The organism is Paramagnetospirillum kuznetsovii (assembly GCF_003284725.1).
Classification (GTDB): domain Bacteria; phylum Pseudomonadota; class Alphaproteobacteria; order Rhodospirillales; family Magnetospirillaceae; genus Phaeospirillum; species Phaeospirillum kuznetsovii.
This window is the reverse complement of the sequence record NZ_PGTO01000001.1, coordinates 481,490-508,096: the sequence shown is the minus strand read 5'-3', so window position 1 is coordinate 508,096 and position 26,607 is coordinate 481,490. Positions and strand designations below refer to the sequence as shown.

General features: G+C 62.8%; 26 protein-coding genes. 8 read left to right on the top strand and 18 right to left on the bottom strand.

All coding sequences use genetic code 11. From position 1 onward, the window contains the following. The first annotated feature begins 183 nt into the window (after positions 1-183). Genes CU669_RS02435 through CU669_RS02415 form a run of 5 tightly spaced genes read left to right on the top strand, consistent with a single transcriptional unit; the run spans position 184 to position 4,131 of the window. On the top strand, positions 184-540 hold the full coding sequence (locus CU669_RS02435) for a DUF952 domain-containing protein (protein ID WP_112142182.1): 357 nt from the start codon (positions 184-186) through the stop codon (positions 538-540). A 3-nt stretch (positions 541-543) separates the two neighbouring features. Continuing rightward, entirely contained in the window at positions 544-1,611 is a 1,068-nt protein-coding gene (locus CU669_RS02430; protein ID WP_112142181.1) for a quinone-dependent dihydroorotate dehydrogenase, read from the top strand. Beyond that, positions 1,608-2,474 (top strand): TIGR01459 family HAD-type hydrolase, encoded by an 867-nt coding sequence (locus CU669_RS02425; protein ID WP_112142180.1) that lies wholly within the window; start codon positions 1,608-1,610, stop codon positions 2,472-2,474. The genes CU669_RS02430 and CU669_RS02425 overlap by 4 nt, the downstream gene beginning before the upstream one ends. A gap of 11 nt (positions 2,475-2,485) precedes the next feature. Beyond that, a complete protein-coding gene (locus CU669_RS02420; RefSeq protein ID WP_112142179.1) occupies positions 2,486-3,502 on the top strand; it encodes an NAD(P)/FAD-dependent oxidoreductase in 1,017 nt (338 codons plus the stop codon). A gap of 59 nt (positions 3,503-3,561) precedes the next feature. Next, the gene (locus CU669_RS02415; protein ID WP_146747647.1) at positions 3,562-4,131 is read left to right on the top strand and encodes a hypothetical protein; all 570 of its coding nucleotides are present in this window, start codon (positions 3,562-3,564) and stop codon (positions 4,129-4,131) included. Here the strand turns inward: CU669_RS02415 and CU669_RS02410 are convergent. Genes CU669_RS02410 through pgsA form a run of 5 tightly spaced genes read right to left on the bottom strand, consistent with a single transcriptional unit; the run spans position 4,124 to position 7,145 of the window. Further along, positions 4,124-4,591: a molybdenum cofactor biosynthesis protein MoaE gene (locus CU669_RS02410; RefSeq protein WP_112142177.1), complete on the bottom strand. Its 468-nt coding sequence runs from the start codon at positions 4,589-4,591 to the stop codon at positions 4,124-4,126. The two genes, CU669_RS02415 and CU669_RS02410, sit on opposite strands and share 8 nt — an antisense overlap. A gap of 1 nt (position 4,592) precedes the next feature. After that, the gene (moaD, locus tag CU669_RS02405; RefSeq protein ID WP_112142176.1) at positions 4,593-4,844 is read right to left on the bottom strand and encodes a molybdopterin converting factor subunit 1; all 252 of its coding nucleotides are present in this window, start codon (positions 4,842-4,844) and stop codon (positions 4,593-4,595) included. Continuing rightward, on the bottom strand, positions 4,841-6,091 hold the full coding sequence (moeA, locus tag CU669_RS02400) for a molybdopterin molybdotransferase MoeA (protein WP_112142175.1): 1,251 nt from the start codon (positions 6,089-6,091) through the stop codon (positions 4,841-4,843). Before moeA ends, moaD begins: the two co-directional genes overlap by 4 nt. Further along, positions 6,088-6,582 (bottom strand): molybdopterin-guanine dinucleotide biosynthesis protein B, encoded by a 495-nt coding sequence (mobB, locus tag CU669_RS02395; RefSeq protein WP_112142174.1) that lies wholly within the window; start codon positions 6,580-6,582, stop codon positions 6,088-6,090. Before mobB ends, moeA begins: the two co-directional genes overlap by 4 nt. After that, complete coding sequence (gene pgsA, locus CU669_RS02390) at positions 6,579-7,145, bottom strand: CDP-diacylglycerol--glycerol-3-phosphate 3-phosphatidyltransferase (RefSeq protein ID WP_112142173.1); 567 nt, start codon at positions 7,143-7,145, stop codon at positions 6,579-6,581. The genes mobB and pgsA overlap by 4 nt, the downstream gene beginning before the upstream one ends. Before the next feature lie 177 nt (positions 7,146-7,322). Here pgsA and CU669_RS02385 point away from each other — a divergent pair, with 177 nt between their 5' ends. Both CU669_RS02385 and CU669_RS02380 read left to right on the top strand, forming a co-directional pair. Beyond that, positions 7,323-8,276: a DNA cytosine methyltransferase gene (locus CU669_RS02385; RefSeq protein ID WP_112142172.1), complete on the top strand. Its 954-nt coding sequence runs from the start codon at positions 7,323-7,325 to the stop codon at positions 8,274-8,276. Next, the gene (locus CU669_RS02380) at positions 8,276-8,842 is read left to right on the top strand and encodes an HNH endonuclease (RefSeq protein WP_112142171.1); all 567 of its coding nucleotides are present in this window, start codon (positions 8,276-8,278) and stop codon (positions 8,840-8,842) included. The genes CU669_RS02385 and CU669_RS02380 overlap by 1 nt, the downstream gene beginning before the upstream one ends. A gap of 44 nt (positions 8,843-8,886) precedes the next feature. Here the strand turns inward: CU669_RS02380 and lpdA are convergent, their stop codons facing one another. The 9 genes from lpdA to CU669_RS02335 form a co-directional block, all read right to left on the bottom strand. After that, positions 8,887-10,290, bottom strand: coding sequence for a dihydrolipoyl dehydrogenase (lpdA, locus tag CU669_RS02375; RefSeq protein WP_112142170.1), 1,404 nt, complete (start codon positions 10,288-10,290; stop codon positions 8,887-8,889). 123 nt (positions 10,291-10,413) lie between these two features. Further along, positions 10,414-11,616 (bottom strand): 2-oxoglutarate dehydrogenase complex dihydrolipoyllysine-residue succinyltransferase, encoded by a 1,203-nt coding sequence (gene odhB / locus CU669_RS02370; protein WP_112142169.1) that lies wholly within the window; start codon positions 11,614-11,616, stop codon positions 10,414-10,416. 27 nt (positions 11,617-11,643) lie between these two features. After that, entirely contained in the window at positions 11,644-14,595 is a 2,952-nt protein-coding gene (locus CU669_RS02365) for a 2-oxoglutarate dehydrogenase E1 component (protein WP_112142168.1), read from the bottom strand. 165 nt (positions 14,596-14,760) lie between these two features. Beyond that, positions 14,761-15,639: a succinate--CoA ligase subunit alpha gene (sucD, locus tag CU669_RS02360; RefSeq protein WP_112142167.1), complete on the bottom strand. Its 879-nt coding sequence runs from the start codon at positions 15,637-15,639 to the stop codon at positions 14,761-14,763. Positions 15,640-15,641: 2 nt separating this feature from the next. Then, the gene (gene sucC, locus CU669_RS02355; protein ID WP_112142166.1) at positions 15,642-16,838 is read right to left on the bottom strand and encodes an ADP-forming succinate--CoA ligase subunit beta; all 1,197 of its coding nucleotides are present in this window, start codon (positions 16,836-16,838) and stop codon (positions 15,642-15,644) included. Positions 16,839-16,864: 26 nt separating this feature from the next. Continuing rightward, positions 16,865-17,824 (bottom strand): malate dehydrogenase, encoded by a 960-nt coding sequence (gene mdh, locus CU669_RS02350; RefSeq protein ID WP_112142268.1) that lies wholly within the window; start codon positions 17,822-17,824, stop codon positions 16,865-16,867. Positions 17,825-18,109: 285 nt separating this feature from the next. Continuing rightward, positions 18,110-20,089 carry a hypothetical protein gene (locus CU669_RS02345; protein ID WP_146747646.1) on the bottom strand — a complete coding sequence of 660 codons (1,980 nt, stop codon included), beginning with the start codon at positions 20,087-20,089 and terminating at the stop codon, positions 18,110-18,112. 303 nt (positions 20,090-20,392) lie between these two features. Next, entirely contained in the window at positions 20,393-21,553 is a 1,161-nt protein-coding gene (gene zapE, locus CU669_RS02340; RefSeq protein ID WP_112142164.1) for a cell division protein ZapE, read from the bottom strand. A 75-nt stretch (positions 21,554-21,628) separates the two neighbouring features. Beyond that, positions 21,629-22,561: an exopolyphosphatase gene (locus tag CU669_RS02335; RefSeq protein WP_112142163.1), complete on the bottom strand. Its 933-nt coding sequence runs from the start codon at positions 22,559-22,561 to the stop codon at positions 21,629-21,631. Positions 22,562-22,787: 226 nt separating this feature from the next. On the opposite strand from CU669_RS02335, the gene CU669_RS02330 reads away from it, so the two are divergent. Further along, on the top strand, positions 22,788-23,186 hold the full coding sequence (locus CU669_RS02330; protein WP_239988486.1) for a hypothetical protein: 399 nt from the start codon (positions 22,788-22,790) through the stop codon (positions 23,184-23,186). A 59-nt stretch (positions 23,187-23,245) separates the two neighbouring features. Here the strand turns inward: CU669_RS02330 and CU669_RS02325 are convergent, their stop codons facing one another. The 4 genes from CU669_RS02325 to sdhC are packed head-to-tail and all read right to left on the bottom strand — an operon-like array spanning position 23,246 to position 26,606. Beyond that, positions 23,246-24,025 (bottom strand): succinate dehydrogenase iron-sulfur subunit, encoded by a 780-nt coding sequence (locus tag CU669_RS02325; RefSeq protein WP_112142161.1) that lies wholly within the window; start codon positions 24,023-24,025, stop codon positions 23,246-23,248. Between the two features lie 24 nt (positions 24,026-24,049). After that, positions 24,050-25,831: a succinate dehydrogenase flavoprotein subunit gene (gene sdhA / locus CU669_RS02320; RefSeq protein ID WP_112142160.1), complete on the bottom strand. Its 1,782-nt coding sequence runs from the start codon at positions 25,829-25,831 to the stop codon at positions 24,050-24,052. A 4-nt stretch (positions 25,832-25,835) separates the two neighbouring features. Then, positions 25,836-26,216: a succinate dehydrogenase, hydrophobic membrane anchor protein gene (sdhD, locus tag CU669_RS02315; RefSeq protein ID WP_112142159.1), complete on the bottom strand. Its 381-nt coding sequence runs from the start codon at positions 26,214-26,216 to the stop codon at positions 25,836-25,838. Between the two features lie 15 nt (positions 26,217-26,231). Next, positions 26,232-26,606 carry a succinate dehydrogenase, cytochrome b556 subunit gene (gene sdhC, locus CU669_RS02310; RefSeq protein ID WP_112142158.1) on the bottom strand — a complete coding sequence of 125 codons (375 nt, stop codon included), beginning with the start codon at positions 26,604-26,606 and terminating at the stop codon, positions 26,232-26,234. Between the last annotated feature and the right edge of the window lies 1 nt (position 26,607).

Below are 26,607 nucleotides of genomic sequence, written 5' to 3'. Positions count from 1 at the left end.
CCGTCGCGAGGCATCACGGCAACCCATGAATGCCTCTCCCCGATCGGCGCCAGGCAAGCGCGCTCGATGCGACGGTCTTTCCTATGCAAGTTTATGTTACTCTTCGTCATTCTCATAATGAAAAGGCGCGCAGCCACGGCGGCGACTGGCCTTTGAGGCAATCATCTTGTATGGTCCGCCGCCATGACCGACTGCAAGACCATCTATCACGTTTGCCGCCATGCCGAATGGAAGACCGCCCGGGAATCCGGGCGCTACGACGGCTCGTCGCAGGACAAGGCCGACGGATTCATTCATTTTTCCGGCCCCGCCCAAGTGGTGGAAAGCGTCGCCAAGCATCGCGCAGGCCAGGACGGACTGGTTCTGGTGGCGGTCGATCCCGGCCGCCTGGGGCCGAGTCTGAAATGGGAGACATCCCGTGGCGGAGCACTGTTCCCCCATCTCCATGGGCCACTGTCCCTGGAGGCGGTGAAATGGGTCAAGGATCTGCCGCTGGACGCCGACGTCGGATGCCATGTGTTTCCCGAGATCGAGGACTGAGACGTGGACTATTATAGCTTAGTCGGCCCCCTGGTCCGCATGCTCGATGCCGAGACCGCCCACGGCCTGACCGTTCGGCTGCTGAAGACCGGGCTGGTGCCCGCCCAGCCACGCTTCGATCCCCCCGCCCTGGCCATGCGGCTGTGGGGACGCGACTTCGCCAATCCCATCGGCCTGGCCGCCGGGTTCGACAAGAACGCCGAAGTGCCCGACACCATGCTGAACCAGGGCTTCGGCTTCGTGGAGATCGGTTCGGTGACGCCCCGGCCGCAGCCGGGAAATCCCAAGCCGCGCATGTTCCGCCTGCCCGAGGACGAAGCGGTGATCAACCGCATGGGCTTCAACAACGAAGGTGTCGAGGCCGCCGCCGCCCGGCTGGCCGCCCGTCGCCGGGTCGGCATCGTCGGCGCCAATCTGGGCAAGAACAAGGACACCGAGGACGCCGCCGCCGATTACGAGATCGGCGCCGCCCGGCTGGCGTCCCTGTCCGATTATCTGGTCATCAACGTGTCGTCGCCCAACACGCCCGGCCTGCGCGCGCTGCAGGGCCGTGATCAGCTGGAATCCCTGGTGGGCCGCACCCGTGCCGCCCTGGTCAAGGCCATGCCCAGTGGCGCGCCGCCCCTGCTGCTGAAGATCGCCCCCGATCTCGCCTGGGAGGATCTGGCCGATATCGCCGCCGTCGCCCTGGCAGGCGCCCTGGACGGCTTGATCATCTCCAACACCACGGTGGCACGCCCGGAAAGCCTGCGTTCGGCCAATGCCAAGGAGACCGGCGGCCTGTCCGGCGCACCGCTGTTCGAGGCCTCCACCGCCGTATTGCGCCGCATGTACGAGCTGACCCAGGGCAAGCTGCCCATCATCGGCGTCGGCGGCGTCGCCTCCGGCTCCGAGGCCTATGTGAAGATCCGCGCGGGCGCCTCGCTGGTGCAGCTCTATTCCGCCATGGTCTATCACGGCCCCGGCCTCGTCACCCGCATCAAGCACGAGCTTTTGGACCTGCTGACCCGCGACGGCTTTGCCTCCGTCGCCGAGGCGGTGGGAGTGGATCATCGCGAGGTCAAGCCGTGATCCCGCTGATCTCCGGGCTGGAGCGGCTGGCGGAGCGTTACGACGGCTTCGTCCTCGATCTGTGGGGCGTCATTCATGACGGCGTCGAGGCCTATCCCGGCGTCGCCGAGACCCTGGCCGATCTGCGGCGGGCGGGCAAGCGCACCATCATGCTGTCCAACGCGCCCCGGCGATCAAGCGCCCTGATCGAGCAGTTGACCCGCCTCGGCATCCCGCGCGAGCTTTATGACGAGGTTCTGTCATCGGGCGAAGCGGTGCATCTGGAATTGGCGCGCCGCCAGGATCCGTTCTTCGCCGCCCTGGGCTCCAAGCTCTATCACCTGGGCCCCGAGCGCGACCGCAACGTCTTCGACACCCTGGCCTATGCGGTGACGGATCTGGACAGCGCCGATTTCATCGTCAATACCGGTCCGGTGGAACTGTCCGAGACCGTCGCAGATTATCAGCCCATCCTCGAGCGGGCGCTGGCGCGCCGTCTGCCCATGATCTGCGCCAATCCCGACCATGTGGTCATCCGCCAGGGCAAGCGCATCACCTGCGCCGGCGCCATCGCCAGCCGCTATTCCGACATGGGTGGACTGGTCGCCGATCGGGGCAAGCCCGACCCCGCCATCTACGACTTGGCGCTTGAAATGCTGGGCATCGCGGAACGCGGGCGGGTCTGCGCCGTGGGCGACGCATTGCACACCGATATTCGCGGTGCCCGGACCGCGGGCATCGACGCGGTGCTGGTCACCGGCGGCATTCATGCCGATGAATTGGGCATCAAATGGGGCGAGTCCCCCGATCCGGTGCGCCTGGCCGAACTGATCCGCCACCACGGCGAGACTCCGGCGGCGGCCATGGTCAAGTTCGCGTGGTAGGGAGTCTCCATATGACCGTACACGAAACCGATGCCCTCGTGGTGGGAGCAGGCCCGGTGGGGCTGTTCGCCGTCTTCCAATGCGGCATGGTCAAGATCCGCTGCCATGTGGTGGACGCCCTGGAAGCGGTGGGCGGGCAGTTGAGCGCGCTTTACCCGGAAAAGCCCATCTACGACATTCCCGGCCATCCCAGCATCCTGGCCGCGGATCTGGTGGACCGGCTGGCGGAACAGGCCGCCCCCTTCGCGCCGGTTCATCACTTCGGCGTCCAGGTGGAATCCCTGGCGCGCGAGGCCGACGGGCGCTGGCGCTGTGGATTGTCCAATGGCGAGACCATCCTGGCCCCGGTGGTGATCATCGCCGCCGGAGCGGGCGCCTTCGGTCCCAACCGGCCGCCGCTGGACGGGTTGGAGCGTTATGAGGGTACCTCCGTGTTCTATCTGGTCCGCCGTCGCGAGGATTTCCGTGACAAGCGGGTGGTGATCGCGGGCGGCGGCGATTCCGCGGTGGACTGGGCCATCTCGCTGTCCGAGGTGGCCGCCAAGGTCATGGTGGTCCATCGCCGCGCCAAGTTCCGCGCCGCCCCGGAAAGCGAGGAGCGCCTGAAGCAATTGGCGGCATCCGGCGCCGTCGAACTGGTGGTGCCCTATCAGCTACACGCGCTTGAAGGTGAAGACGGCCGCCTGTCCGCCGTGGTGGTGGCCGATCTGGACGGCCAGACCAAGCGGCTTGAGGCCGATATCCTGCTCCCCTTCTACGGTCTGTCGTCCAATCTCGGCCCCATCGCCGAATGGGGTTTGACCATGGACCGCCACGTCATCGCCGTCGATCCCGCGACCGGCGCCACCAGCGCGCCGGGCGTGTTCGCCGCGGGCGATATCTGCGCCTATCCCGGTAAGCTGAAGCTGATCCTGTCGGGCTTCGCCGAGGCCGCCCGCGTCGCCCATTCCGCCCATGACATCGTCCATCCCGGCGAGGCGTTGCATTTCGAGCACTCCACCACCTCCGGGGTTCCGGGGGTGAAATAGCATCTGGCCGGTTGATCGATTATAGTGTCGGCGACGCTCATCGGGTTTTGGGGGTGGTGATGGCACGATCGGATAAGGGTCTGGACTCCGCCGGTCCCGCCGAGACGAAGGCGATCCATATCCTGCTGTCGGCCAAGCGGGTGGCAGAGGAGGTCGAGAACTTCCGCCGTCGCCTGGGCGATCCCCACATGGCGCCGACCGAGGCCAGGCGAATCGCCGCCGACATGGACGAGGCGCTGTCGCGCCTGTGCAACCTGATCGGCCTCGCCATCGCCAATATCAACGAATCCGCCAACGAACACTTCCGCCAGCACTTCGACCTGCTGCTGGATGAGGTGCGCGGCCGACTGTTGCAGATGAATATGGACCAGTTGCAAAAGCGGCTGGTGGCCATTCGCGGACAGGTGGAAAAGGCCCTGAAGGATCCCGTCTATCGCCTGGGCCTGTCGGCCAAGCTGGAACGGTCCTATGACGAGGTGGTCAATATGCTGACCGCCATGGGCGCCACCGAGGATCTCGGCCTCGACGACCGCTTCCTGGCCGAGATCGTCAGCGATATCAGGGAATTGGCCGAAATCGAGATCCGCGTCTTCAAGCTGATCGATTTCGACGCCAAGCCGTCTATTTAAGCCAGCGTTCCGCCGCCTTGTCGTCGGACTCCTTGGCGTCCACCCAGGCGTCGCCGTCGGGCGTGTGCTCCACCTTCCAGAACGGCGCCTTGGTCTTCAGCCAGTCGATCAGAAAGCGGCAAGCCTCGAAGGCGGCGTCGCGATGGGCGGAGCTGGCCGCCACCAGCACGATGCGCTCGCCCGGCTCCAACCGGCCGAAACGGTGAATCACCAGGGCATCGTCCAGCGGCCAGCGACTCCGCGCCTCCGCCTCGATGGCCTCCAACTGCCGCTCGGTCATGCCGGGATAGTGTTCCAGGGTCATGGCGCGCACCTCGGCCCCGGCTTGCGGGTCGTGGCCCATATAGTCGCGCACCAGCCCGACGAACAGGCAGACGCCGCCCACATTGGTCTTGCCGGTGCAGAACCGGTCCAGCTCGACGCCGGGATCGAAATCCGCGCGCTGGACCCGGATCGCCATGTCAGCCTCCGGTCACGGGGGGGAAGAAGGCAATCTCGTCGCCCGCCTTGACCGGGGTGTCGAGGCCGCCGTAATCCTGATTGACCGCCACGCGCACCACCGAGAGCGTTTCGAACGCGGCCGCATGGCCCGGCGAGCGGGTCTTCAGATGCTCGACCAGTTGGCCCACGGTGGCGACCCCCGGCGGCGGCGCGATCTCTTCCTCGCCGATGCCGGTCTTGGCTTTCAGCCAGGCGAAGTAGAGCACCTTCATCGCATCATCTCCGCGTAGGACACGAAGTCGACCATGTCGCCGGGGGCGATGTCGCCCTTGTCCTCGGGAATGTCCACCAGCCCGTCGGACCAGGTCATGGAGGTCAGCACCCCGGACCCGTCGGAGGGGAATTTGGCCGCCACCAGCCGCCCGTCGGCATGGGCGAGGCGGGCGCGCAGATATTCGCGGCGGCCCTGCTTGTGCCGGAAGGCGAAACCGGCTTCCACCGGGAAACGGGTCAGGCCGGTCTCGGTGGCCCCCATCAGCCGCAGCACCATGGGCCGGGCGATCAGCATGAAGGTCACCATCACCGCCACCGGATTGCCGGGCAGGCCGATGAACGGGGTTCCCGCCACCTCTCCCAAGGCGACGGGGCGGCCGGGCTTGATGGCGAGGCGCCAGAAATCCAGCGAGCCCTGCGCCAGCACGGCGGGCTTCACATGGTCCTCGTCGCCCACCGAGACACCGCCCGAGGTCAGGATCAGGTCGTGTCCGGCCGCCGCGTCCCCGAGGGCGTCGCGGATGATATCCAGCTTGTCGGGCAGGATGCCGAGATCGGTGACCTCGGCGCCCAGGCTTCGCAGCAAGGCCCCGGCGGTGAAGCGGTTGGTGTCGAAGATGCAGCCGGGCGCCAGGACCGTGCCCGGTTCGCGGATCTCGTCGCCGGTGGAAAAGATCGCGGCGCGCAGCGGCCGGTAGACCTCGATCTCCGCGCGACCCATGGCGGCGGCGACGCCCAGTTCCTGCGGCCGCAGTCGACAGCCGGCATGCAGCGCCACGCTGCCCCGGGCGATATCCTCGCCGGCCTCGCGGGCATTGTCGCCGCGCTTCAAGCGAGTCGGCAGGATGACGGCACCGCCGTCCTCCCTGCATTCCTCCTGCATGGCGACGGTATCGGCGCCGCTCGGCATGGGAGCGCCGGTAAAGATTCGCACAGCGCCGCCCTTGGGCAGTTCACCCTCGAAGGGATGACCGGCGGCGACGCGGCCCACCACCGGCAACCGGCCCGTGTCGGCAAGATTGGCGGGGGGCAGATCGGCATGGCGGAAGGCCCAGCCGTCCATGGCGGAATTGTCGTGGGGCGGCACATTGACGCCCGCCACCACATCCTCGGCCAGGATGCGGAACAGGGCCTGACGCAGGGGAACCGTCTCGGTCTCCACCGCCGGGGCGAGACGTTGGTGCAGGCGCGCCAAGGCCTGATCGATGCTCATCAGCCCTTCCTCGACCCCGAAGCGGCCAGTCATCGCCCGGTCCGCCCCAGGATGAAGGAGCCGATGGCATCGGTATCGTCCAGCCGCAGCAGCGGCAGGGTGCAGTCGGGCACTTCGTCGTCGCTGGCCACGGCCCGCACCAACGGGTCTTCCGGGTAGAAGGGCGCCTTGCCCACCGAGCGGCGCCATACCTCGATGCGCTCGTGCGGCCAGCGGCGGAAACCTTCCACCAGCACCAGATCCACCGGGCTGAGGCGGGCCAACAGCTCGTCCATGGGGAATTCCGCCTGCTCGCGATATTCGTGCATCAAGGCCCAGCGCTTGGCCGAGGCGATCATCACCTCGCGGGCGCCCGCCTCGCGGTGCTGATACGAATCCTTGCCCGGCTTGTCCACGTCGAAGGCCTCCTGCGCCTGCTTGACGGTGGAGATGGTGAGCCCGCGCGCGTTCAACCAGGGGATCAGGCGGGTCAGCAGACTCGTCTTGCCGCTGCCCGAGCGGCCGCAGACGCCGAAGACCTTCATTTCGGCACCGGGTTGGCGCGGATATGGCGCATGCCCGACTGCAGATAATCCCAGCCGGTGATCAGGGTCAGGATGGCGGCGACCCACAGACCGACCTCGCCGATCTGACGGGTGGGCATGAAGGTGGCGGCGTCACCCACCAGCAGCACCGGAATGGCCACCATCTGGATGCCGGTCTTCCACTTGGCCAGCCGCGAGACCGGCATGCCGACCCGCACCTCGGCCAGGAATTCGCGCAGGCCGGAGACCAGGATCTCGCGCAGCACGATCACCAAAGCGGGCAGGAAGGAGACCTGGGAAATGCGGTCGAAGGCGGCCAGCATGAACAGCACCGCCACCACCAGCAGCTTGTCGGCGATGGGATCGAGAAAGCGGCCGAAGGTGGAAACCAGGTTCATGGACCGCGCCACATAGCCGTCGAACCAGTCGGTGATGGCGGCCAGGGAAAACAGCGCCCAGGCGGCCCAGCGCGCCCCGTCGCCATCCACATAGAACAGGCCGACCACGATGGGTATCACCGCGATGCGCGATAAGGTCAGGAGATTGGGAAGACTGGTCACCATGATGGCGGGATACTAGACCGGAACTCCGGCGCTGTCACCAGGGGGAACGAGAAGGACGGGCCACGGTTTCAAGGGGCGGTCTTGGGGAGGGTCCGCTGTAGGATCGGGAGAGCCGTTATTGAATTGCTTCGACGGAAGTCGAGGTCCAAAATCGGCGAAGCACCAAAACGAGGGCGAATGATGGACTCGGTGGAAATCTGCGCTGGCGCTGGGGGGCAGGCGCTCGGCTTGGAAATGGCCGGTTTTGATCACGTCGCCCTGGTCGAGATTGAAAAGCCCGCCCAAGACACGCTTCGCGCAAACCGCCCGTCTTGGAACGTCGTTGAGAATGGCGACGTGTGCCAATTCTCCGGCATCCCCTATCGTGGTATCGACCTCCTTGCCGGAGGCGTGCCATGTCCGCCTTTTTCAAAAGCCGGAAAGCAACTTGGCGGCAATGATTCCCGCGACCTGTTCCCGGAAGCGATTCGATTGGTGGACGAAATCCGACCAAGGGCGGTCATGCTGGAAAATGTTCGCGGCTTTCTGGACACGTGTTTCGATTCCTACCGGACCGAGCTTGTTCGTGTCCTCAGGACGCTGGGCTACCAAGCGGAATGGCGTCTGTTGAACGCGAGCGATTATGGCGTGCCGCAACTTCGACCACGCGTCGCATTTGTCGCCCTGCAAAGCGATATGGCAGACCGCTTCTCCTGGCCAATTCCATCCCAAGCCACTCCGAGTACCGTGGGCGAAATTCTCCATGACCTCATGGCATCACGTGGATGGTGTGGGGCCGATAATTGGAAGCGGATTGCTTGTGACATCGCCCCGACCTTGGTTGGAGGCAGTAAGAAACACGGCGGTCCCGATCTTGGTCCAACACGGGCGAAGCGCGCCTGGGCTGCCCTTGGCGTCGATGGGATGGGACTCGCGGACCAAGCCCCTGACAGCGATTTTGTCGGCATGCCCCGCCTGACCGTGCGTATGGCCGCTCGGCTCCAAGGATTCCCGGATGATTGGAATTTCGTCGGACGCAAGACTGCCGCTTACCGCCAAGTGGGGAATGCGTTCCCGCCCCCGGTCGCCAGGGCGGTCGGGCAACAGATTCATGCCGCGCTTTCGTCGAAACGTATTTATCGGGTGGCCTGATGGCGAAAGTCGGTTCCAAGGCCCTTATCCGGGAATTCCTGCTGGCCAATATCGGTCGGGTGATTGAATCTTCCGAGCTTCAGGCAGCCTCCGGCGGAAAAGCCGAATTCGGGCGGCGCACCCGAGAATTGAGGGATCAGGATGGATGGCCGATTCTGACCCACAATGACCGGGCCGATTTGAAGCCGGGCCAATATTTGTTGGAATCTCCGCCCCCCGAAAAGCGCGGCATCGAGTTCCAGCGGGGCATTTCGGCGAAAACCCGTGCCGAGGTGTTGGACCGCAACGGCTTCACCTGCCAGATGTGTGGACTGACCCCCGGCGACATCGATCCCGCGACGGGCAGAAAAGTCCGGCTTCACCTCGGACATATCAAGGACAAAAGCCTGGGTGGGAAGGATGAGCCCTCGAACCTGAGGGCGCTCTGCTCGACCTGTAATCAGGGCGCGAAGAATATTACCGGGGAGAAGCCCACCGGCCTTTGGCTCTTGACGCAAATTCGGCGCGCCGGGATCGACGAGCAGCGGGCGGTGTTCGACTGGCTTCGCAAGAAATTTGGGGCCTGAGCCCCCTCCCCCACGCAAGCGTGGAGGAGGGGACACGGACAGGCTTAAGTGTGCAGCGGGCGGCCGAGCACCGCCAGGGCGGCCTCCTTGACGGCTTCGCCGAGGCCGGGATGGGAGTGGCAGGTCCGCGCGATGTCTTCGGAGGCGGCGCCGAATTCCATGGCAAGCACCACCTCGGCCAGCAGGTCACCGGCATTGGGGCCGACGATATGGGCGCCCAATATCTTGTCGGTGGTGGGGCAGGCCAGGATCTTGACGAAGCCTTCGACCTCGTTCATGGACCGGGCGCGGCCGTTGGCGGTGAAGGGAAACTTGCCCGCCTTATAGGCGATTCCATCGGCCTTCAACTGCTCCTCGGTCTTGCCCACCGAGGCCACTTCCGGCCAGGTGTAGACCACCGCCGGAATGACGTCGTAATTCACATGACCGTGCTGACCGGCCAGGATCTCGGCCAGGGCGACGCCCTCTTCCTCGGCCTTGTGGGCCAGCATGGCACCGCCGACCACGTCGCCGATGGCATAGACGCCCTTCACATTGGTCTGGAAATGGCCGTCGATCTGGACGAAGCCGCGCTTGTCCAGGGCGACGCCCACCTTGTCCAGGCCAAGGCCGTCGGTATAGGGCTTGCGGCCGATGGCGACGAGGACGCAATCGGCCTCGATGGCCTCGGCCTTGCCACCGGCGGCGGGTTCCACCGTGACGGTGGCCTTCTTGCCCTTCTTCTCGACCTTGGTGACCTTGGTGCCCAGCTTGAACTCCATGCCCTGCTTGCCCAGGATGCGTTGCATCTGCTTGGACACCTCGCCGTCGTTGAACGGCAGGATGCGGTCGAGGAATTCCACGACGGTGATCTTGGTGCCCAGGCGGCCCCAGACGGTGGCCAGTTCCAACCCGATGACGCCGCCGCCGATCACCACCATGTGCTTGGGCACCTTGGGCAGCGCCAGGGCGCCGGTGGACGACACGATGACGTCCTCGTCGATGGCGACGCCGGGCAGCGGGGTGACGTCGGAGCCGGTGGCGATGACGATATGCTTGGCGGTCAGGGTCTTGGCATCCTTGCCGGTGACCTTGACCTGACCGGGCGCGGTGATCTCGCCCGCGCCGATGATGTAGGTCACCTTGTTCTTCTTGAACAGGAACTCGATGCCCTTGGTGTTGTCGGACACCACCTTGTCCTTGTGGCCCATCATACCGGCGAGGTCGATTTCGACCTTGCCCACCTTGACGCCGAAAGCGGCCAGTTCGTGACCGGCGGCGTGGTAGTGGTGCGACGCCGACAGCAGCGCCTTGGACGGGATGCAGCCCACATTGAGGCAGGTGCCGCCCAACGCGCCGCGCTTTTCGACGCAGGCGGTCTTCAGGCCCAGCTGGGCGGCGCGGATGGCGGCCACATAGCCGCCGGGGCCACCGCCGATGATGACGACATCGAAATTGTTCTCGGACATGGATGCCCCCTAGGAAGAAAATTTCACCACGAAGACGCGAAGGCACGAAGGAACACGAAGGGAAAAGAATCTACTCTTCTTCTCTTAACCTTCGTGTCTTCGTGCCTTCGTGGTTAAATGACCCTACATCTCGAGCAGGATGCGCTGCGGATCCTCGATGCATTCCTTGACGCGCACCAGGAACGAGACCGCCTCGCGACCGTCGATGATGCGGTGGTCGTAGGACAGCGCCAGATACATCATGGGACGCGCCTTGATGGAGCCGTCGGGCATGACCATGGGGCGCTGCTGCACCTTGTGCATCCCCAGGATACCGGATTGCGGCGTGTTGAGGATGGGGGTGCTCATCAGCGAGCCGTAGACGCCGCCATTGGAGATGGTGAAGGTGCCGCCCATCAGGTCTTCCATGGACAGCTTGCCGTCGCGGGCCTTCTTGCCCAGATTGGCGATGCCCTGCTCGACGCCCGCGAAGGACAGGGCGTCGGCGCCGCGCAGCACCGGCACGACGAGGCCTTGGGGGGTGCCCACGGCGACGCCGATGTCGTAGTACTTCTTGTAGACGAGGTCTTCGCCGTCGATCTCGGCATTGACGGCCGGCCAATCCTTGAGCGCGGCGACCGAGGCCTTCACGAAGAAGGACATGAAGCCCAGCTTGGTGCCGTGGCGCTTCTCGAACTGGTCCTTGTACTGGTTGCGCAGATCGAACAGCGCGGTCATGTCCACCTCGTTGAAGGTGGTCAGCATGGCGGCGGTGTTCTGGGCTTCCTTCAGACGCCCGGCGATGGTCTTGCGCAGGCGGGTCATCTTGACCCGCTCTTCCAGATCGGCCTTGGCGCGCGGACCCGAGGGGGCGGCGGGCTTGGGCGCGGCGGCAGCGGGAGCGGACCCGGCGGCGAGCACGTCGCCCTTGGTCACGCGGCCATCCTTGCCGGTGCCAGCGATGGCAGCGGTATCAACGCCGGTATCGGCGGCGATCTTCTTGGCCGAGGGCATGACGGCGGGCGCGGCGGCGGCGGCCGGAGCAGCCTTGGCCGGAGCCGGGGCCGGAGCCGGAGCGGCGGTGGCGGCGGGCTTGGCGGCGGCGGCACCGGCGGCGCCGATCAGGCACAGCACGGCGCCGACCTCGACGGTGGCGCCGACGGCGGCGACGATCTCGGACAGCGTACCGGCGGACGGCGCGTTGACCTCGACGGTGACCTTATCGGTTTCCAGCTCCACCAGCGGCTCGTCGGCGCGGACGGCGTCGCCCACATTCTTGAACCACTTGGCGATGGTCGCTTCGGACACGGATTCGCCCAGGGTGGGCACCTTGACTTCGGTAGACATAGTGACGGTTCCCTTCGATTCTGGGCCTTAGGCGTGCAGGCTGGAAAGCTTGGTGGCGCGGCGGAACGGCTGCGGCAGATCCAACACGTTTCCTGCCAGCGACATATCGACGATCCATTCCTGCTCGGCGACGTGGGTCTTGTAAAGTCCGGTGGCGGGCGACGCGGCGGCGCGGCGGCCACAATAGGCAGCCCGCTTGGCCTTGATCTCCAGCTCCTCGCAGATGAATTCGATGCGGCGATCCACGAAGGTCCAGGCCCCCATATTGGCCGGTTCCTCCTGAACCCACAGCACCTCGGCATTGGGATAGCGGGCCATCTGGGCCTTCACCGCATCCTTGGGCCAGGGATAGAGCTGTTCCACCCGGATGATGGCCACGTCCTTGATGCCCCGCTTGGTGCGCTCTTCCAGCAGGTCGTAATAGACCTTGCCCGAGCACAGCAGGACGCGGCGGACCTTGGCATCGGCCACCAGCCGTTCGGTTTCCGCCAGAACGCGCATGAAACGGGTGCCGGTGGTGAACTGGTCCAGCTTGGAGACGCAGAGCTTGTGACGCAGCAGCGACTTCGGGCTCATGATGATCAGCGGCTTGCGGTAGTTGCGGCGCAGCTGACGGCGGAGCGCATGGTAATAATTGGCCGGGGTCGAGATGTTGCAGACCAGCCAGTTGTCCTCGCCGCACAGCTGCAGATAGCGTTCCCATCGCGCCGAGGAGTGTTCCGGCCCCTGGCCTTCATAGCCGTGGGGCAGCAGCATCACCAGACCCGACATGCGCAGCCACTTGGACTCGCCCGAGTTGATGAACTGGTCGATGATCACCTGGGCGCCGTTGGCGAAATCGCCGAACTGGCCTTCCCAGATCACCAGGGCGTTGGGCTCGGCCTGGGAATAGCCGTATTCGAAGCCGAGCACCGCCTCTTCCGACAGCGGGCTGTCGATCACCTCGAAATGGGCCTGCTGATCACGGATGTGGTTCAGCGGCTCGATGCGGCTTTCGTTTTCCTGGTCGGTCAGGCGGCAATGGCGCTGCGAGAAGGTGCCGCGGCCGCAATCCTGGCCGGACAGGCGGACATAGTTGCCTTCCACCAGCAAGGTGCCGAAAGCCAGCGCCTCGGCGGTGGCCCAATCGATGCCTTCCCCCGAATCCACCATCTCCTTCTTGGCCAGCAACTGGCGCTGGACCTTCTTGTTGACGTTGAAATCGGCCGGAGTCTTGGCCAGGGCGTAGCCCACTTCCTTAAGCACCTTGGCGGAAACGCCGGTCTTGTCCTCGCGGAACTCCTCTTCGCCCGCCAACTGCACCAAGCCCTGCCACTTGCCTTCCAGCCAGTCGGCCTTGTTGACCTTGAAGCTCTTGGCCGCCTGATACTCGGCCTCGAGCTGGGACTGGAAGTCGGCGAAGATGGCGTCGGCCTGCTCGCGGGTCAGCGTGCCCTCGGCCACCAGCTTCTCGGCATAGATGGCCCGCGTGGTCGGATGGCTGGCGATCTTGCGATACATCAGCGGCTGGGTGAAGGCCGGTTCGTCGGATTCGTTGTGGCCGTGGCGACGGTAGCAGACCATGTCGATCACCACGTCGCTCTTGAACTCCTGGCGGAATTCGGTGGCGATGCGCGCGATATGGACCACGGCTTCCGGATCGTCGGCGTTGACGTGGAACACCGGAGCCTGATGACCCTTGGCCACGTCCGAGGAATACGGCCCCGAGCGCGAATACTGCGGCGCGGTGGTGAAGCCGATCTGGTTGTTGATGATGATATGCATGGTGCCGCCGGTGGCATAGCCCTTCAACTGCGACAGCAGTAGCGTCTCGGGAACCACGCCTTGGCCTGCGAAGGCGGCATCGCCGTGCAAGATGATGCCCATGACCTTGGAGCGGTCCTCGTCATGCTTCTGGGTCTGCTTGGCGCGGACCTTGCCGACCACCACCGGGCCGACCACTTCCAGATGGGACGGGTTGGGCATCAGCGACAGATGGACGATCTTGCCGTCGAAGTCGCGGTCGGCGGAGGTGCCCAGATGGTACTTCACGTCGCCCGAACCCTGGACGTCTTCCGGATTGGCGGCGTTGCCCTGAAATTCCGAGAAGATGGCCTGATAGGGCTTCTTCATGAAATTGGCCAGGATGTTGAGTCGCCCGCGATGGGCCATGCCCAGGACCACTTCCTCCATGCCCAGTTGGCTGCCGCGCTTCAGGATCTGTTCCAGCGCGGGAACCACGGTCTCGCCGCCTTCCAGGCCGAACCGCTTGGTGCCGGTGTATTTCAGTTGCAGGAAGCGCTCGAAGCCCTCGGCCTCGGTCAGGCGTTCCAGGATGGCCTGCTTACCCCGGGGGGTGAAGTCAGTGCGGTTGTGGATGGATTCGATGCGCTTTTGGATCCAGGCCTTCTGGTCGGGATACTGGATGTGCATGAATTCCACGCCGATGGAGCCGCAATAGGTCTCCTGAACGATGCGGATGATGTCGCGCAGCTTGGCGGTTTCCAGCCCCAGGACATAGTCGATGAAGATCTCGCGGTCGAGATCGGCATCTGTGAAGCCATAGGTGCGGTAGTCCAGCTCGGGATGCGGCTCGATCTTGGACAGACCCAGCGGGTCGAGAGTGGCCTGAAGATGGCCGCGCACGCGGTAGGAGCGGATCAGCATCAGGGCGCGGATGGAATCCAGCTGCGCCTGCCTGATCTCGGCCGGAGTCGGGCCGGCGGCGGCGCCGGGCTTGCCGCCCTTCTTGGCGGCAGCGGCGGCGGCGGCGGCGGCCTCGGGATCGACGGCGCCGATGATCTTGAGATCGCGCCGGGCGCCTTCGGTGCCCTTGAAGTCCTGGGCGACGGCGCCGCCGTCGTCCTTCAGATCCTGAAAGAACGCGACCCAGGACGGATCGACCGAGGCGGGGTCATCGAGATAGCGGGCATAAAGCTCCGCGATGAAGACGGCGTTGCCGCCGGACAGGAATGACGGCTCTTCGAACTGCTGTGTCATTGTCGGTCGACGCGAGTTCTAGCCCGCGTCCCTTTCTATTCGGGCCGGAGCGGCGCCGCCGGGCGCCGCGACTTGCCGACGGCGCAAAACCCTGATTTCCTGGCGTCCCCCCCTGGAAGGGGATCGGTCCGACGCCCCGGCGGTGCGTCGGACCGACTTTTCTTCTTATTTGCCGCTGAGCAGCTTCACCATGGTCGATCCCAGCGAAGCAGGCGAATCGGCGACGGCGATACCGGCCGACAGCAGAGCCTCGACCTTGAAATCGGCCGTGTCGTTGCCGCCCGAGATCACGGCGCCGGCATGACCCATGCGACGGCCGGGAGGAGCGGTCCGCCCGGCGATGAAGCCGACGGTCGGCTTCTTCACCTTGGAGCGCTTCAGCAGCTCGGCGCCCTGGACCTCGGCGTCGCCGCCGATTTCGCCGATCATAATGATCGCCTGGGTCTCGGGGTCGGCCAGGAACAGCTCCAACGAGTCGACGAAGTTGGTGCCGTTGATGGGATCGCCGCCGATGCCGATGCAGGTGGTCTGGCCCAGACCGGTCGCGGTGGTCTGAGCGACCGCCTCATAGGTCAGGGTGCCCGAACGGGACACGATGCCGATCTTGCCACGCATGTGGATGTGACCGGGCATGATGCCGATCTTGCACTCGCCGGGCGTGATGACGCCGGGGCAATTCGGCCCGATCAGGCGGGTCTTGGAGCCGGCCAAGGCGCGCTTGACCGCCAGCATGTCGGCCACCGGAATACCTTCGGTGATGCAGACGGCCAGTTCGATCTCGGCGTCGATGGCTTCCAAGATGGCGTCGGCGGCGAAGGGCGGCGGGACATAGATCACGCTGGCATTGCAGCCGGTCTTGGCCTTGGCCTCGGCGACGGTGTTGAACACCGGCAGGTCGAGATGGGTGGTGCCGCCCTTACCGGGGGTGACGCCGCCCACCATCTTGGTGCCGTAGGCGATCGCCTGTTCGGAGTGGAAGGTGCCCTGGGCGCCAGTAAAGCCCTGGCAGATAACCTTCGTTTCCTTGTTAACGAGAACGGCCATTTTTATGCAGCCTCCTTCACGGCCTTCACCACCTTCTCGGCGGCATCGGCAAGATTGTCGGCGGCAATGATCGGCAGACCGCTCTGGGCCATGATCTTCTTGCCCAACTCGACGTTGGTACCTTCCAGACGAACGACCAGCGGGACGTTCAGGCTGACTTCACGGGCGGCGGCGACAACGCCTTCGGCGATGACGTCGCAGCGCATGATGCCGCCGAAGATGTTGACCAGGATGCCTTCGACATTCGGGTCGGACAGGATCAGCTTGAAGGCGGTGGTGACGCGCTCCTTGGTGGCGCCGCCGCCGACATCGAGGAAGTTGGCCGGCTCGGCGCCGTACAGCTTGATGATGTCCATGGTGGCCATGGCGAGACCGGCGCCATTGACCATGCAGCCGATCTGACCGTCCAGCTTGATGTAGTTCAGGGCATGACGGGCGGCTTCGAGCTCGGCCGGGTCTTCTTCCGACTCGTCGCGCAGCTCTTCGATGTCCTTGTGACGGAACAGGGCGTTGTCGTCGAAGTTCACCTTGGCGTCCAGCGCGATCAGCTGATCGTCGCCGGTGACCACCAGCGGGTTGATTTCGACCACCGAGCAATCCAGCTCCATGAACGCCTTATACAGCGCGCCCATGAACTTGACGGCGGTGTTGACCTGCTTGCCCTCGAGGCCGAGACCGAAAGCGATCTGGCGGCCGTGATACTGCTGGAAGCCTTCCACCGGGTCGATGGCGGCCTTCAGGATCTTTTCCGGGTGCTTGTGGGCGACTTCCTCGATCTCCATGCCGCCCTCGGTGGAGGCGACGATGGTGACGCGGCAGGTGGCCCGGTCGATCAGCATGGACAGATACAGTTCGCGACGGATGTCGCAGCCCTGCTCGATATAGACCCGCTTCACTTCCTTGCCGGCCGGGCCGGTCTGGGCGGTGACGAGAACCTTGCCGATCATCTGTTCCACATTGGCGCCGACATCCTCGACGGACTTCACGACGCGAACGCCGCCCTTGCCCGAGGTGTCGTCCTTGAACTTGCCCTTGCCGCGACCGCCCGCATGGATCTGCGACTTGACGACCCACACCGGGCCGCCCAGTTCCTTGGCCACCTGGATGGCTTCGGCGGCGGTGTAGGCGACGCCGCCCTTCAGCACGGCGACGCCGTACTTGGCCAGCACCTGCTTGCCCTGATACTCATGGATATTCATGGGATTACGTCCCCTTTCGCGTTGACTTAGCCCATCAGGCCCTTGGCGACCTTCACCAGGCCACGGACGGCATCGGCAGACTTGTTGAACTCGGCCTGTTCGGCGGCGTTCAGCTCGATCTCGACAATGCGCTCGACGCCCTTTTCGCCGATCACCACCGGCACGCCGACGAAGACGTCGTCGGGCTGGCCATAGGTGCCGCCCTTGACCAGGGTGGCGACGGGCAGGACGCGCTTCTTGTCCTTCAGGAAGGCTTCGGCCATCTGGACGCCCGAGGCGGCCGGAGCGTAATAGGCCGAGCCGGTCTTCAGCAGATTGACAATCTCGGCGCCGCCGTCACGGGTGCGCTGCACGATCTTGTCCAGCTTCTCCTGGGTGGTCCAGCCCATCTTCACCAGATCGGGCAGCGGAATGCCGGCGACGGTGGAGTAGCGGGGCAGCGGGACCATGGTGTCGCCATGGCCGCCCAGCACGAAGGCGGTGACGTCTTCGACCGAGACGTTGAACTCTTCACAGAGGAAGGTGCGGAAACGAGCCGAATCCAGCACGCCGGCCATGCCGACGATCATGTTGGCGGGCACGCCCGAATAATGCTGCAACGCCCAGACCATGACGTCCAGCGGGTTGGTGATGCAGATCACGAAGGCGCCGGGGCAGTTCTTCTTGATGCCTTCGCCAACGGCGGCCATGACCTTCAGGTTGATGCCGACCAGATCGTCGCGGCTCATGCCCGGCTTGCGCGGGACACCGGCGGTGACGATGACCACGTCGGCATCCTTGATGGCCGAATAGTCGTTGGCGCCGGAATAGCGGGCATCACAGCCCTCGACCGGGGTGGATTCGAGAATGTCGAGACTCTTGCCCTGAGGGATACCCTCGGCGATGTCGAACATAACGACATCGCCCAATTCCTTGAGGCCAATCAGGTGGGCGAGAGTGCCGCCGATATTGCCGGACCCTACGAGAGCGATCTTCTTGCGTGCCATGGATGGGGTTCCCTCGAACGTGGAGATGGTTCTAGACAAACGGGTGGGGCGCGCGATGCGCGCGAAAAAGGCCTGGGCGGCTTTGGTAACCCGATTCGCGCCCAAGGGCAAGCGGATTGGCATGCCGCACACGCAAAGCCGCCCTGCCCGTAAATCCTGTGATTTCCGAACACTGGCCCCAGGCCGGTATGACCAAGGACTTAAAGCTTTGGAGTCGTTGTAAGTTTACCTACCCGGAGGGGGATTAGGCCTACCCTAGGGGGTGGGGCGGTCGAGGGCGGGCTTCTATATAAAAAGGAGATCAGAGAAGGAGGAAACATCCTTGTTCAAAGTGTGCAATTTCGCACGCACCTCGCCCAGACGATACTCAGCATCACCCGAAACCCTTCCGCTCAATTCGTTGGCAAGCGTCTGCATCTGCAAAACCCAAGTTTTCCCAATTTGCCCCACGACAGATTTACGCTTGAGCGAGATACACCGCTTCATGTCCATCAGAGAAAGCATGTTGGATTTCAATCTTTTTTCCGCGTTAATAATGTCTCGCAGAAATTTTTCCTGCAGGTCGAGGCGATCAACTTGGGCGTAGTACGGAAGAAACGACGCAGCCTTTGTCGCATGCCTGTAGCAATGCGTATAGTATATACCACTTTTCCAATGACTCTTCCCGATAAAGAATATGATTTTATGGTATTCTGACAATAACTTTGCATCAATGAAATAGTTTGAGTATAACTGCATGTTACACCCGCTACCATCGATATACATCTGATCCTTTCTAGGTATCAATATACCAGCATGCGTAAATCCTTTTATTGCAAGTATAATTGCATCGTCTGAGTACGACATCTCCCGCAAGTGATTAATAATGTTCTCAGCTTCAATGACAAAATATTGCGCATGGTTTCCGTCAGCCTTCGAGGCCGCCGTCATATGCATGATTGCAAATAAACCAATCAACGGAGAGCGATGCCGAACTATCTGATCCGTAATAAGCCTGTACGGGTTCAGCATGAATGACGTGAATTCAACGGGGCTACCATGCCCTATGGGTTGGCAGAAATCCCACATGGCATCCCATATCTTGGCATCAACCTCGCGGTCTTCCATTCCCATGTATTCTGCATCCACGTAAGCCTGTAAAGGAGTTGGATGACCAATGACCTTGAAAGTGAACTGAAGCTGCCTCCTAATAGATCTTCCCGTAAAACTTGCGACACGATCACTACCAGTGGTTTTGTGCCTGAGCCAAATAATGAAATTTTCAATAAAATCACTCGGCTCATTTATCGTGAGCTGGAATGTTCTTTCAGGCTGATATTTCCCACCACTTTCATAGATGCCCTTTATAAGAATCTTGATTTCATCAATATTTGCATCAGAAAAAAGTCGATGATTCTTGATTCTTTTGAGGGATAAATCAAAAGAATTAGGGTGCGGAGCCTCACTCATATCCACCAGATGATATGTTCGCCCAACAAATGGCCATGTCTGCCCCATTGCATTTGATATGATCTGCCTTGTCTCTGGCCGCATGGGAACTACAAGTGAGAAGTACTTGCACATTACCGGCAGCGATGCCTGCTTATATATCTCGTGAAGGCGGCGCATGCTGTTGATCGTATCATGAACCTCCAGAAACACCGAAAGCTGACGCGCGAAATCAAGCGTATCGAGATTATCCAAGATCAGACATATGGCGCCATAGTCTCCTGCAGCTTTGCAGGAGCACATAGAAAATGCCAGCAACCTATCAACAAAATCTTTATTTTTAGAGATCTCGCTCATTCTTGGAACAATTAATTTTATTTTTTCAGCAGCAATTCTAAAATCCTCATACCCCTCACGCAGATCAAGAAATTCCGGCGTATTAATGCAGTCCTTTATCTCGGAATGAAATCGCCCAGAGACAGACTCCGCCGACACCCACTCCCCACAATTAATTCGGATGAGCCGTGGATTTTTGCAATCCGCTTTCTTATTAAACTTGGCAAGATTACCTATAACATAATTAAATAGCGTTGACTTGCCACACCCCTCAGATCCAAGAAGAATAAGTCCGGAGAACTCAGAAGCCTTAGTAAAATATTTTATCACCTGACTTTCGATTGCCGGCCTGCCGCAATACCCAGACTCTCGAACCTGGTCGTCTGTAATTATAAAACTATGCTTTGAGTTGACGCCAAATATGTCGTCATTCGTTATTTCTATGAAAAGGTGCTCAAACAGTGAGTTCTTGCCGATTGATTGATTGTATACATTTCCCATGCTCGCCTCGCCGGATGCATGCGACTAATATATGCTCGCGGTAGGGGTGGTGTCAAGGAGTGGAACTATTAGACCATCGAGCGTCAAATGTGACGCACGATGGTCTCGCTTATCTTTATGCCCCTCGCCGGGCGCCGCCTCTGGCGGCTTGGCCGTGGCCGCAATCTGCGGAAAACTCCCCTATGGAATGAGAATTGTGTGCCTAAACAAAAGGGGGGGGGGCGCGAGGGGGCTCGCCCCCTTGCTCATTCTTCATGCTTCCGCCTTGGCTTTGCCCTCGCAGGGGCGCGCACCGCCCCCCCCCTACTCCACATGCTCCCTGAGCACATAATCCTCGGCCTGCATTTCCATCAGGCGGGAGACGGTGCGTTGGAACTCGAAGGCGCCGACGCCTTCGGGGTAGAGGACTTCCGCCGGGGCGGCGGCCGAGCAGACCAGGGTGACCTTGCGTTCATACAGCGCGTCGATCAGGGTGACGAAGCGCCGCGCTTCGTCCTTGTTGGCGGGCGACAGCAGCGGGATGTCGGACAGGACCAGGGTGTGGTAGCGCTCGGCCAATGCGAGGTAGTCGCTGGGCCCCAGCGCCGCGCCGCACAGCTGCTGGAACGAGAAGCGGGCGACGCCGACGGCGGCAAGCGGCACCTTGAACTGGCGGCCGTTGACCTCGAAGCTGTGGGGCATGGCATGCGCCCCCTCGGTCAGGCGGGCGAAGGCCAGTTCAAGGGCGGATTCGGCGGCGTCGCTGAGCGGCGCGTGATAGACCTGCAGGCCGCGCTTGCGGCCCAGCCGGTAATCGCGCTCGGAATTCAGTTCCAGCACGTCCAGCTTGGCCTCGATCAGGCGGATGAAGGGGATGAAGCGGTCGCGCTGCAATCCGTCTTTGTAAAGGTCGCCTGGCGGCCGGTTCGAGGTGATCACCACCACCACGCCGTCGTCCAGCAGGCACTGGAACAGGCGGCCGACGATCATGGCATCGGCGATATCGGTAATCTGCAATTCGTCCAGACACAGCAGCCAGGCCTGGGACGAGATGGCGCGGGCCAGTTTGGGGATGGGGTCGGATTCGCCCGGCGTCGGATTTTGCCGCCACTTGTGGATATTGGCGTGCAGGTCACGCATGAACTCGTGGAAGTGGACGCGCTTCTTGCCGGTGATGGTGGTGGCGTGGAAGAACAGGTCCATGAGCATGGACTTGCCGCGCCCCACCTCGCCGAAGATGTAGAGGCCGTGCTTTGGGGTTTCCTGCTCGCCGTCGCCGCCATGCCAGGTCCAGGTGGACCCAGGCGCGGCCTTCTTCAGGCCAAAGCGGGCCAGCCAGCCGGCCTCGCCCAGGGATGGACGATACTTGGCCAGGGCATGATGCAGGCTTTGCAGCTTTTCCACCGCCAATTCCTGGGCGGGGTCGGGCTTGACCTCGCCCGCTTCAAGCTTGGCGCGGTAGGCGAACAGGGGGCCTTCGCCCATAGGGAACTCTACTCTTGCGGTGAAAAGAACCGAGGCGCGGGACGGATCGGCCGCCCCGCGCCCCGGACTTGAACCTCAGCCGTCGGCGTTGATCTTGGCGACCAGATCGCCCAGCACCTTGTCGCATACGGCGTTGTCCACCTGACAGGTGCCCGCCGCCATATGGCCGCCGCCGCCGTATTTCAGGCACAGCTCGCCCACATTGGTCTTGCTGGACCGGTTGACGATGGACTTGCCGATGGCGAAGACGGTGTTCTGCTTCTTCACGCCCCACAGCACATGGATCGAGACATTGGTCTCGGGGAACATGGCGTAGATCATGAAGCGATTGCCCGCGAAGATGGTTTCCTCGCCGCGCAGGTCCAGCACCACCAGATTCTTGTGCAGGGTGGAACAGCGGGTAATCTGATCCTTGAACTTCACCGCGTGCTCGAAATAGAGGTCGGTGCGCTCCTTGACGTCGGGGAGCTTCAGGATGTCCTCGATGGTGTGATCGCGGCAATAGTCGATGAGGTTCATCATCAACTGGTAATTGGAGATGCGGAACTCGCGGAAACGGCCCAGCCCGGTGCGGGCGTCCATGATGTAGTTCAGCAGGGTCCAACCGTCGGGGTTGAGGATTTCTTCCAGCGAGTACTGCGCCGAATCGCCCTGGTCCACCGCCGCCATCATCTTGTCCCACGAGGCGGGGAATTTGGCGGCGCCGCCGTAATAGTTATAGACCACGCGAGCGGCCGAGGGCGCCTCGGACTCGATGATGTGGTTATCCTTGCGACCGACGCGGATGGTCTCGGACAAATGGTGGTCGAAGGCGATATGGACGCCTTCCACATAGGGCAGGTTGGTGGTGATGTCGTTGGGGCCGATCTCGATCACACCGTCTTGCATATCCTTGGGATGCACGAACTTGATGTCGTCGATCAGGTCCAACTGCTTCAGCAGCACGGCACAGACCAAGCCGTCGAAATCACTGCGCGTCACCAGACGAAATTTCTTACCATCAGCCATCGAGATTCTCCTCCTTCCCGCCCCGGGGAACTTCGAACCGTTCCGAGAATAGCCCCCCGCGCGCGCAGAGACAACGCCCTACAGCCCCCCAACTCTTTAAATCCTTTAGCAGACTCCCACGATCATGGCACCCGTCTGATTGGCGCCTGTTTCCAAATTCGTCGGCTTGCGCTAAACATTGGGGGTTTCGCCGCTTTCGAGGTCGAATTTCATGGGTTTGCTTCGCATGACCGTTTTAGTGCTGGTGGCGGCGGCGGTGACCGGCTGCGCCAGTGGCGAAGCCTTCGTCGATCGGAGCTATACGGTGCGCTCCGTCAAGAAGCAGAAGCTGCCCGGCTATAACGGAACGCTGACGGTTTGCTATGACGGCGACGCGCCGACCGAGAAACGCGACCACTTGGCCTCGGAGGCCTGCGAGGTCTATGGACTGCAAGCGATCCTGATCCAGGAATACAAATGGCAGTGCCGTCTGACGGTGCCCCACCTCGCCGTCTATTCCTGCGTCGATCCCAATATGCGGTTGGCGAATGGCTCTTACATTAATCCGTTCATGCCGGGTCAGGTGGATCGATGGGTGCGCGGCCAAAAGACCGAAAAGGCCGACGACGGGGACCAGGACCAGTAAAATGAAAAGCGGGGCGGCTCGCCTGAGCCGCCCCGCTTTCGCTTGCCGGGTCGTGCCGATCAGAGGCGGCGTTCGATCAGCTTTTCCTTGATGGCACCGATGGCCTTGGCCGGGTTAAGGCCCTTGGGGCAGGTCTTGGTGCAGTTCATGATGGTGTGGCAGCGATACAGCTTGAAGGGATCTTCAAGCGCATCCAGACGCTCGCCGGTCATCTCGTCGCGGGAGTCCAGGATCCAGCGGGCGGCCTGCAACAGCACGGCCGGGCCGAGATAACGGTCACCGTTCCACCAGTAGCTGGGGCAGCTGGTCTGGCAGCAGAAGCACAGGATGCATTCCCACAAACCGTCCAGCTTCTCGCGCTCTTCCGGCGACTGCAGACGCTCGCCGTCCGGCGGCGGAGCGGTCTGGGTCTGCATCCACGGCTTGACCGAGGCCAACTGGGCATAGGGCATGGTCAGGTCGGGGATCAGATCCTTGACCACCGGCATGTGCGGCAGCGGATAGATGGCGGCCTCGCCCGCGATGTCCTCGATGGGCTTCAGGCAGGACAGGGTGTTGGTGCCGTCGATGTTCATGGCGCAGGAACCGCAGATGCCCTCGCGGCAGGACCGGCGGAAGGTCAAGGTCGAGTCGATCTCGTTCTTGATCTTCAAAAGGGCGTCCAGGACCATGGGGCCGCAGTTGTCGAGATCGATCTCGTAGCTGTCCAGCCGGGGATTGGCCCCCGAATCCGGATCGTAGCGATAGATCTTGAACACCTTGACCCGCTTGGCGCCGGCGGCCTTGTAGACCTTGCCGGGCTGAACGCGGGAATTGGGGGGCAGGGCGAAATCGACCATTTTGCGTATCTCCTTACCCTTGCCTTAGTACACGCGCTTTTGCGGCTTGATGTACTCGACTTCGTCGGTGAGCGTGTAGGTGTGGACCGGACGATAGTCCAGCTTCACCTTGCCATTCTCGACCACGGCCAGGGAGTGCTTCTGCCAATTGACATCGTCGCGATCGGGATAATCCTCGTGGGCATGGGCGCCACGGCTTTCGTGACGGGCTTCCGCCGACACGATGGTGGCCAGGGCGCAATCCATGAGGTTTTCCAGCTCGAGAGCTTCCGCCAGATCCGAGTTCCACACGGTGGACCGGTCGTTGATCTTGATCTGCCCCAGGGTGGAGGCGACCTGATCCATCTTGGCGCAACCTTCGGCCAGCGACTTGGAGGTGCGGAACACGGCGGCGTCCATCTGCATGGTCTTCTGCATGGCCAGACGGATCTCGCTGGTATGCATGGAACCCGAGGCGTTGCGCAGACGGTCGAAGCGCGACACCGCCAGATCACCGGCATCCTTGGGCAGCGGCTTGTGCTGGGTGCCGGGCTTCAGGGTCTCGGCGGCGCGGAGCGCGGCGGCGCGGCCGAACACCACGATGTCCAGCAGCGAGTTGGTGCCCAGGCGGTTGGCGCCGTGCACCGACACGCAGGCGGCTTCGCCGATGGCCATCAGGCCCTCGACGGTGGCCTCGCTGTTGTCCTTGGTCGGACACAGCACTTCGCCGTGCAGATTGGTGGGGATACCGCCCATGTTGTAGTGCACGGTCGGCAGCACCGGGATCGGCTCCTTGGTCACGTCCACGCCAGCGAAGATCTTCGCCGTCTCGGAAATGCCCGGCAGGCGCAGTTCCAGGGTCTCGGCTCCCAGATGCTCCAGATGCAGGTAGATGTGGTCGTTTTCCTTGCCGACGCCACGACCCTCGCGGATTTCCATGGTCATGGCGCGGCTCACCACGTCGCGGGACGCCAGATCCTTGGCGGTCGGGGCATAACGCTCCATGAAGCGCTCGCCGGCGGAATTGGTGACGTAGCCACCCTCGCCGCGGGCACCCTCGGTGATCAGGCAACCCGAACCATAGATGCCGGTGGGATGGAACTGCACGAATTCCATGTCCTGCAACGGCAGACCGGCGCGGGCCACCAGACCATGACCGTCGCCGGTGCAGGTATGGGCCGAGGTGCAGGAGAAGAAGGCGCGGCCGTAACCGCCGGTGGCCAGGACCACCTTATGGGCACGGAAGCGATGCAAGGTGCCGTCGTCCAGGTTCCAGGCGACGACACCGCGACAGACGCCGTTCTCCATGATCAGGTCGATGGCGAAATACTCGATGAAGAACTCGCACTGGTGCTTCAGGCACTGGGAGTACAGCGTGTGCAGGATGGCATGCCCGGTGCGGTCGGCGGCGGCGCAGGCGCGCTGCACCGGCTTCTCGCCGAAATTGGACATGTGGCCGCCGAACGGGCGCTGATAGATCTTGCCTTCCGGGGTGCGCGAGAACGGCACGCCGAAATGCTCCAGCTCGTGCACGGCGGGCACCGCCTCGCGGCACATATATTCGATGGCGTCTTGGTCGCCCAGCCAGTCCGACCCCTTGACGGTGTCGTACATGTGCCACTTCCAATTGTCCTCGGCCATGTTGCCGAGCGAGGCGCCGATGCCGCCCTGGGCGGCCACGGTGTGGGAGCGGGTGGGGAACACCTTGGTGATGCAGGCGGTCTTGAACCCGGCCTGGCCCATGCCCATGGTGGCGCGCAGCCCGGCGCCACCGGCGCCGACGACGACCACGTCGTAGGTATGGTCGATGATCTTGTAGGCAGCCATGGCGTCAGGCTCCAATCGCGACTTTGAGGATCGACACCGTCATGAAGACGGCGAGGAAGACAGCAGCGAACTTCATCGCGATCAGCGAGACAAGCTTCTTGGCCTCGCAATGGACATAGTCCTCGATCACGATCTGAAGTCCCAGATGGGCGTGGTACAGAACGGTGATCACCGTCATGACCATCAGCGTGGCATTGCCCGGCTTACCCATCCAGCCCTTGAAGGTGGCGTAATCGGCATGGGACAGGCCCATCACCGAAACCGCGAACCACAGCGACAGCGGGATCAGGAAGATGGCGGAAACGCGCTGGGCCCAGAAATGGCCGGCGCCTTCCTTGGCGGAACCGAGGCCGCGCGCGCGGCCGACTGCGGATTTGAGGCTCATGTGCCTGCCCCTCCCTTAACCGATGATCCAGGCCAGCAGCGTCAACGCGGCGGCTGCCGCGACGACCATGCGGCCCGACTTGTCTGCTTCGGCCTTTTCATAGCCGTGGCCCACGTCCCAGAACAGGTGACGGATGCCGTTGCAAAGGTGATAGAACAGCGCGCCGGTCCAGCCGAACAACACCAGTTTTCCCACCAAGGAACCGAGGATCGCCTGGGCGTGGCCATAGGCGGCGGGGCCGTAGGCGGCCGAAGCCAGCCAATAGCCCAGCACCACGGTGCCGAGAGCCAGCGCGATGCCGGTGATGCGGTGGGAGATGGACAAGATGGCCGTGAAGGGCATCTTGTAGATCTGAACATGCGGGGAAAGCGGCCGGTTGCGCGTTGTCATG

Excerpts from the sequence above, each read along its gene's own strand:
- lpdA (WP_112142170.1), bottom strand. The coding sequence starts at position 10,290 with ATGTCCGAGAACAATTTCGATGTCGTCATCATCGGCGGTGGCCCCGGC.
- moaD (WP_112142176.1), bottom strand. The coding sequence starts at position 4,844 with ATGAAGGTGCTCTACTTCGCCTGGCTGAAAGCCAAGACCGGCATCGGC.
- CU669_RS02335 (WP_112142163.1), bottom strand. The coding sequence starts at position 22,561 with ATGGCTGATGGTAAGAAATTTCGTCTGGTGACGCGCAGTGATTTCGAC.
- CU669_RS02415 (WP_146747647.1), top strand. The coding sequence starts at position 3,562 with ATGGCACGATCGGATAAGGGTCTGGACTCCGCCGGTCCCGCCGAGACG.
- sdhA (WP_112142160.1), bottom strand. The coding sequence starts at position 25,831 with ATGGCTGCCTACAAGATCATCGACCATACCTACGACGTGGTCGTCGTC.
- mobB (WP_112142174.1), bottom strand. The coding sequence starts at position 6,582 with ATGAAGGTCTTCGGCGTCTGCGGCCGCTCGGGCAGCGGCAAGACGAGT.
- sdhC (WP_112142158.1), bottom strand. The coding sequence starts at position 26,606 with ATGACAACGCGCAACCGGCCGCTTTCCCCGCATGTTCAGATCTACAAG.
- CU669_RS02420 (WP_112142179.1), top strand. The coding sequence starts at position 2,486 with ATGACCGTACACGAAACCGATGCCCTCGTGGTGGGAGCAGGCCCGGTG.
- CU669_RS02330 (WP_239988486.1), top strand. The coding sequence starts at position 22,788 with ATGACCGTTTTAGTGCTGGTGGCGGCGGCGGTGACCGGCTGCGCCAGT.
- CU669_RS02325 (WP_112142161.1), bottom strand. The coding sequence starts at position 24,025 with ATGGTCGATTTCGCCCTGCCCCCCAATTCCCGCGTTCAGCCCGGCAAG.
- pgsA (WP_112142173.1), bottom strand. The coding sequence starts at position 7,145 with ATGGTGACCAGTCTTCCCAATCTCCTGACCTTATCGCGCATCGCGGTG.
- sdhD (WP_112142159.1), bottom strand. The coding sequence starts at position 26,216 with ATGAGCCTCAAATCCGCAGTCGGCCGCGCGCGCGGCCTCGGTTCCGCC.
- CU669_RS02385 (WP_112142172.1), top strand. The coding sequence starts at position 7,323 with ATGATGGACTCGGTGGAAATCTGCGCTGGCGCTGGGGGGCAGGCGCTC.
- odhB (WP_112142169.1), bottom strand. The coding sequence starts at position 11,616 with ATGTCTACCGAAGTCAAGGTGCCCACCCTGGGCGAATCCGTGTCCGAA.
- sucC (WP_112142166.1), bottom strand. The coding sequence starts at position 16,838 with ATGAATATCCATGAGTATCAGGGCAAGCAGGTGCTGGCCAAGTACGGC.
- CU669_RS02410 (WP_112142177.1), bottom strand. The coding sequence starts at position 4,591 with ATGGCGATCCGGGTCCAGCGCGCGGATTTCGATCCCGGCGTCGAGCTG.
- zapE (WP_112142164.1), bottom strand. The coding sequence starts at position 21,553 with ATGGGCGAAGGCCCCCTGTTCGCCTACCGCGCCAAGCTTGAAGCGGGC.
- CU669_RS02345 (WP_146747646.1), bottom strand. The coding sequence starts at position 20,089 with ATGGGAAATGTATACAATCAATCAATCGGCAAGAACTCACTGTTTGAG.
- sucD (WP_112142167.1), bottom strand. The coding sequence starts at position 15,639 with ATGGCCGTTCTCGTTAACAAGGAAACGAAGGTTATCTGCCAGGGCTTT.
- CU669_RS02380 (WP_112142171.1), top strand. The coding sequence starts at position 8,276 with ATGGCGAAAGTCGGTTCCAAGGCCCTTATCCGGGAATTCCTGCTGGCC.
- moeA (WP_112142175.1), bottom strand. The coding sequence starts at position 6,091 with ATGACTGGCCGCTTCGGGGTCGAGGAAGGGCTGATGAGCATCGATCAG.
- CU669_RS02365 (WP_112142168.1), bottom strand. The coding sequence starts at position 14,595 with ATGACACAGCAGTTCGAAGAGCCGTCATTCCTGTCCGGCGGCAACGCC.
- CU669_RS02435 (WP_112142182.1), top strand. The coding sequence starts at position 184 with ATGACCGACTGCAAGACCATCTATCACGTTTGCCGCCATGCCGAATGG.
- mdh (WP_112142268.1), bottom strand. The coding sequence starts at position 17,824 with ATGGCACGCAAGAAGATCGCTCTCGTAGGGTCCGGCAATATCGGCGGC.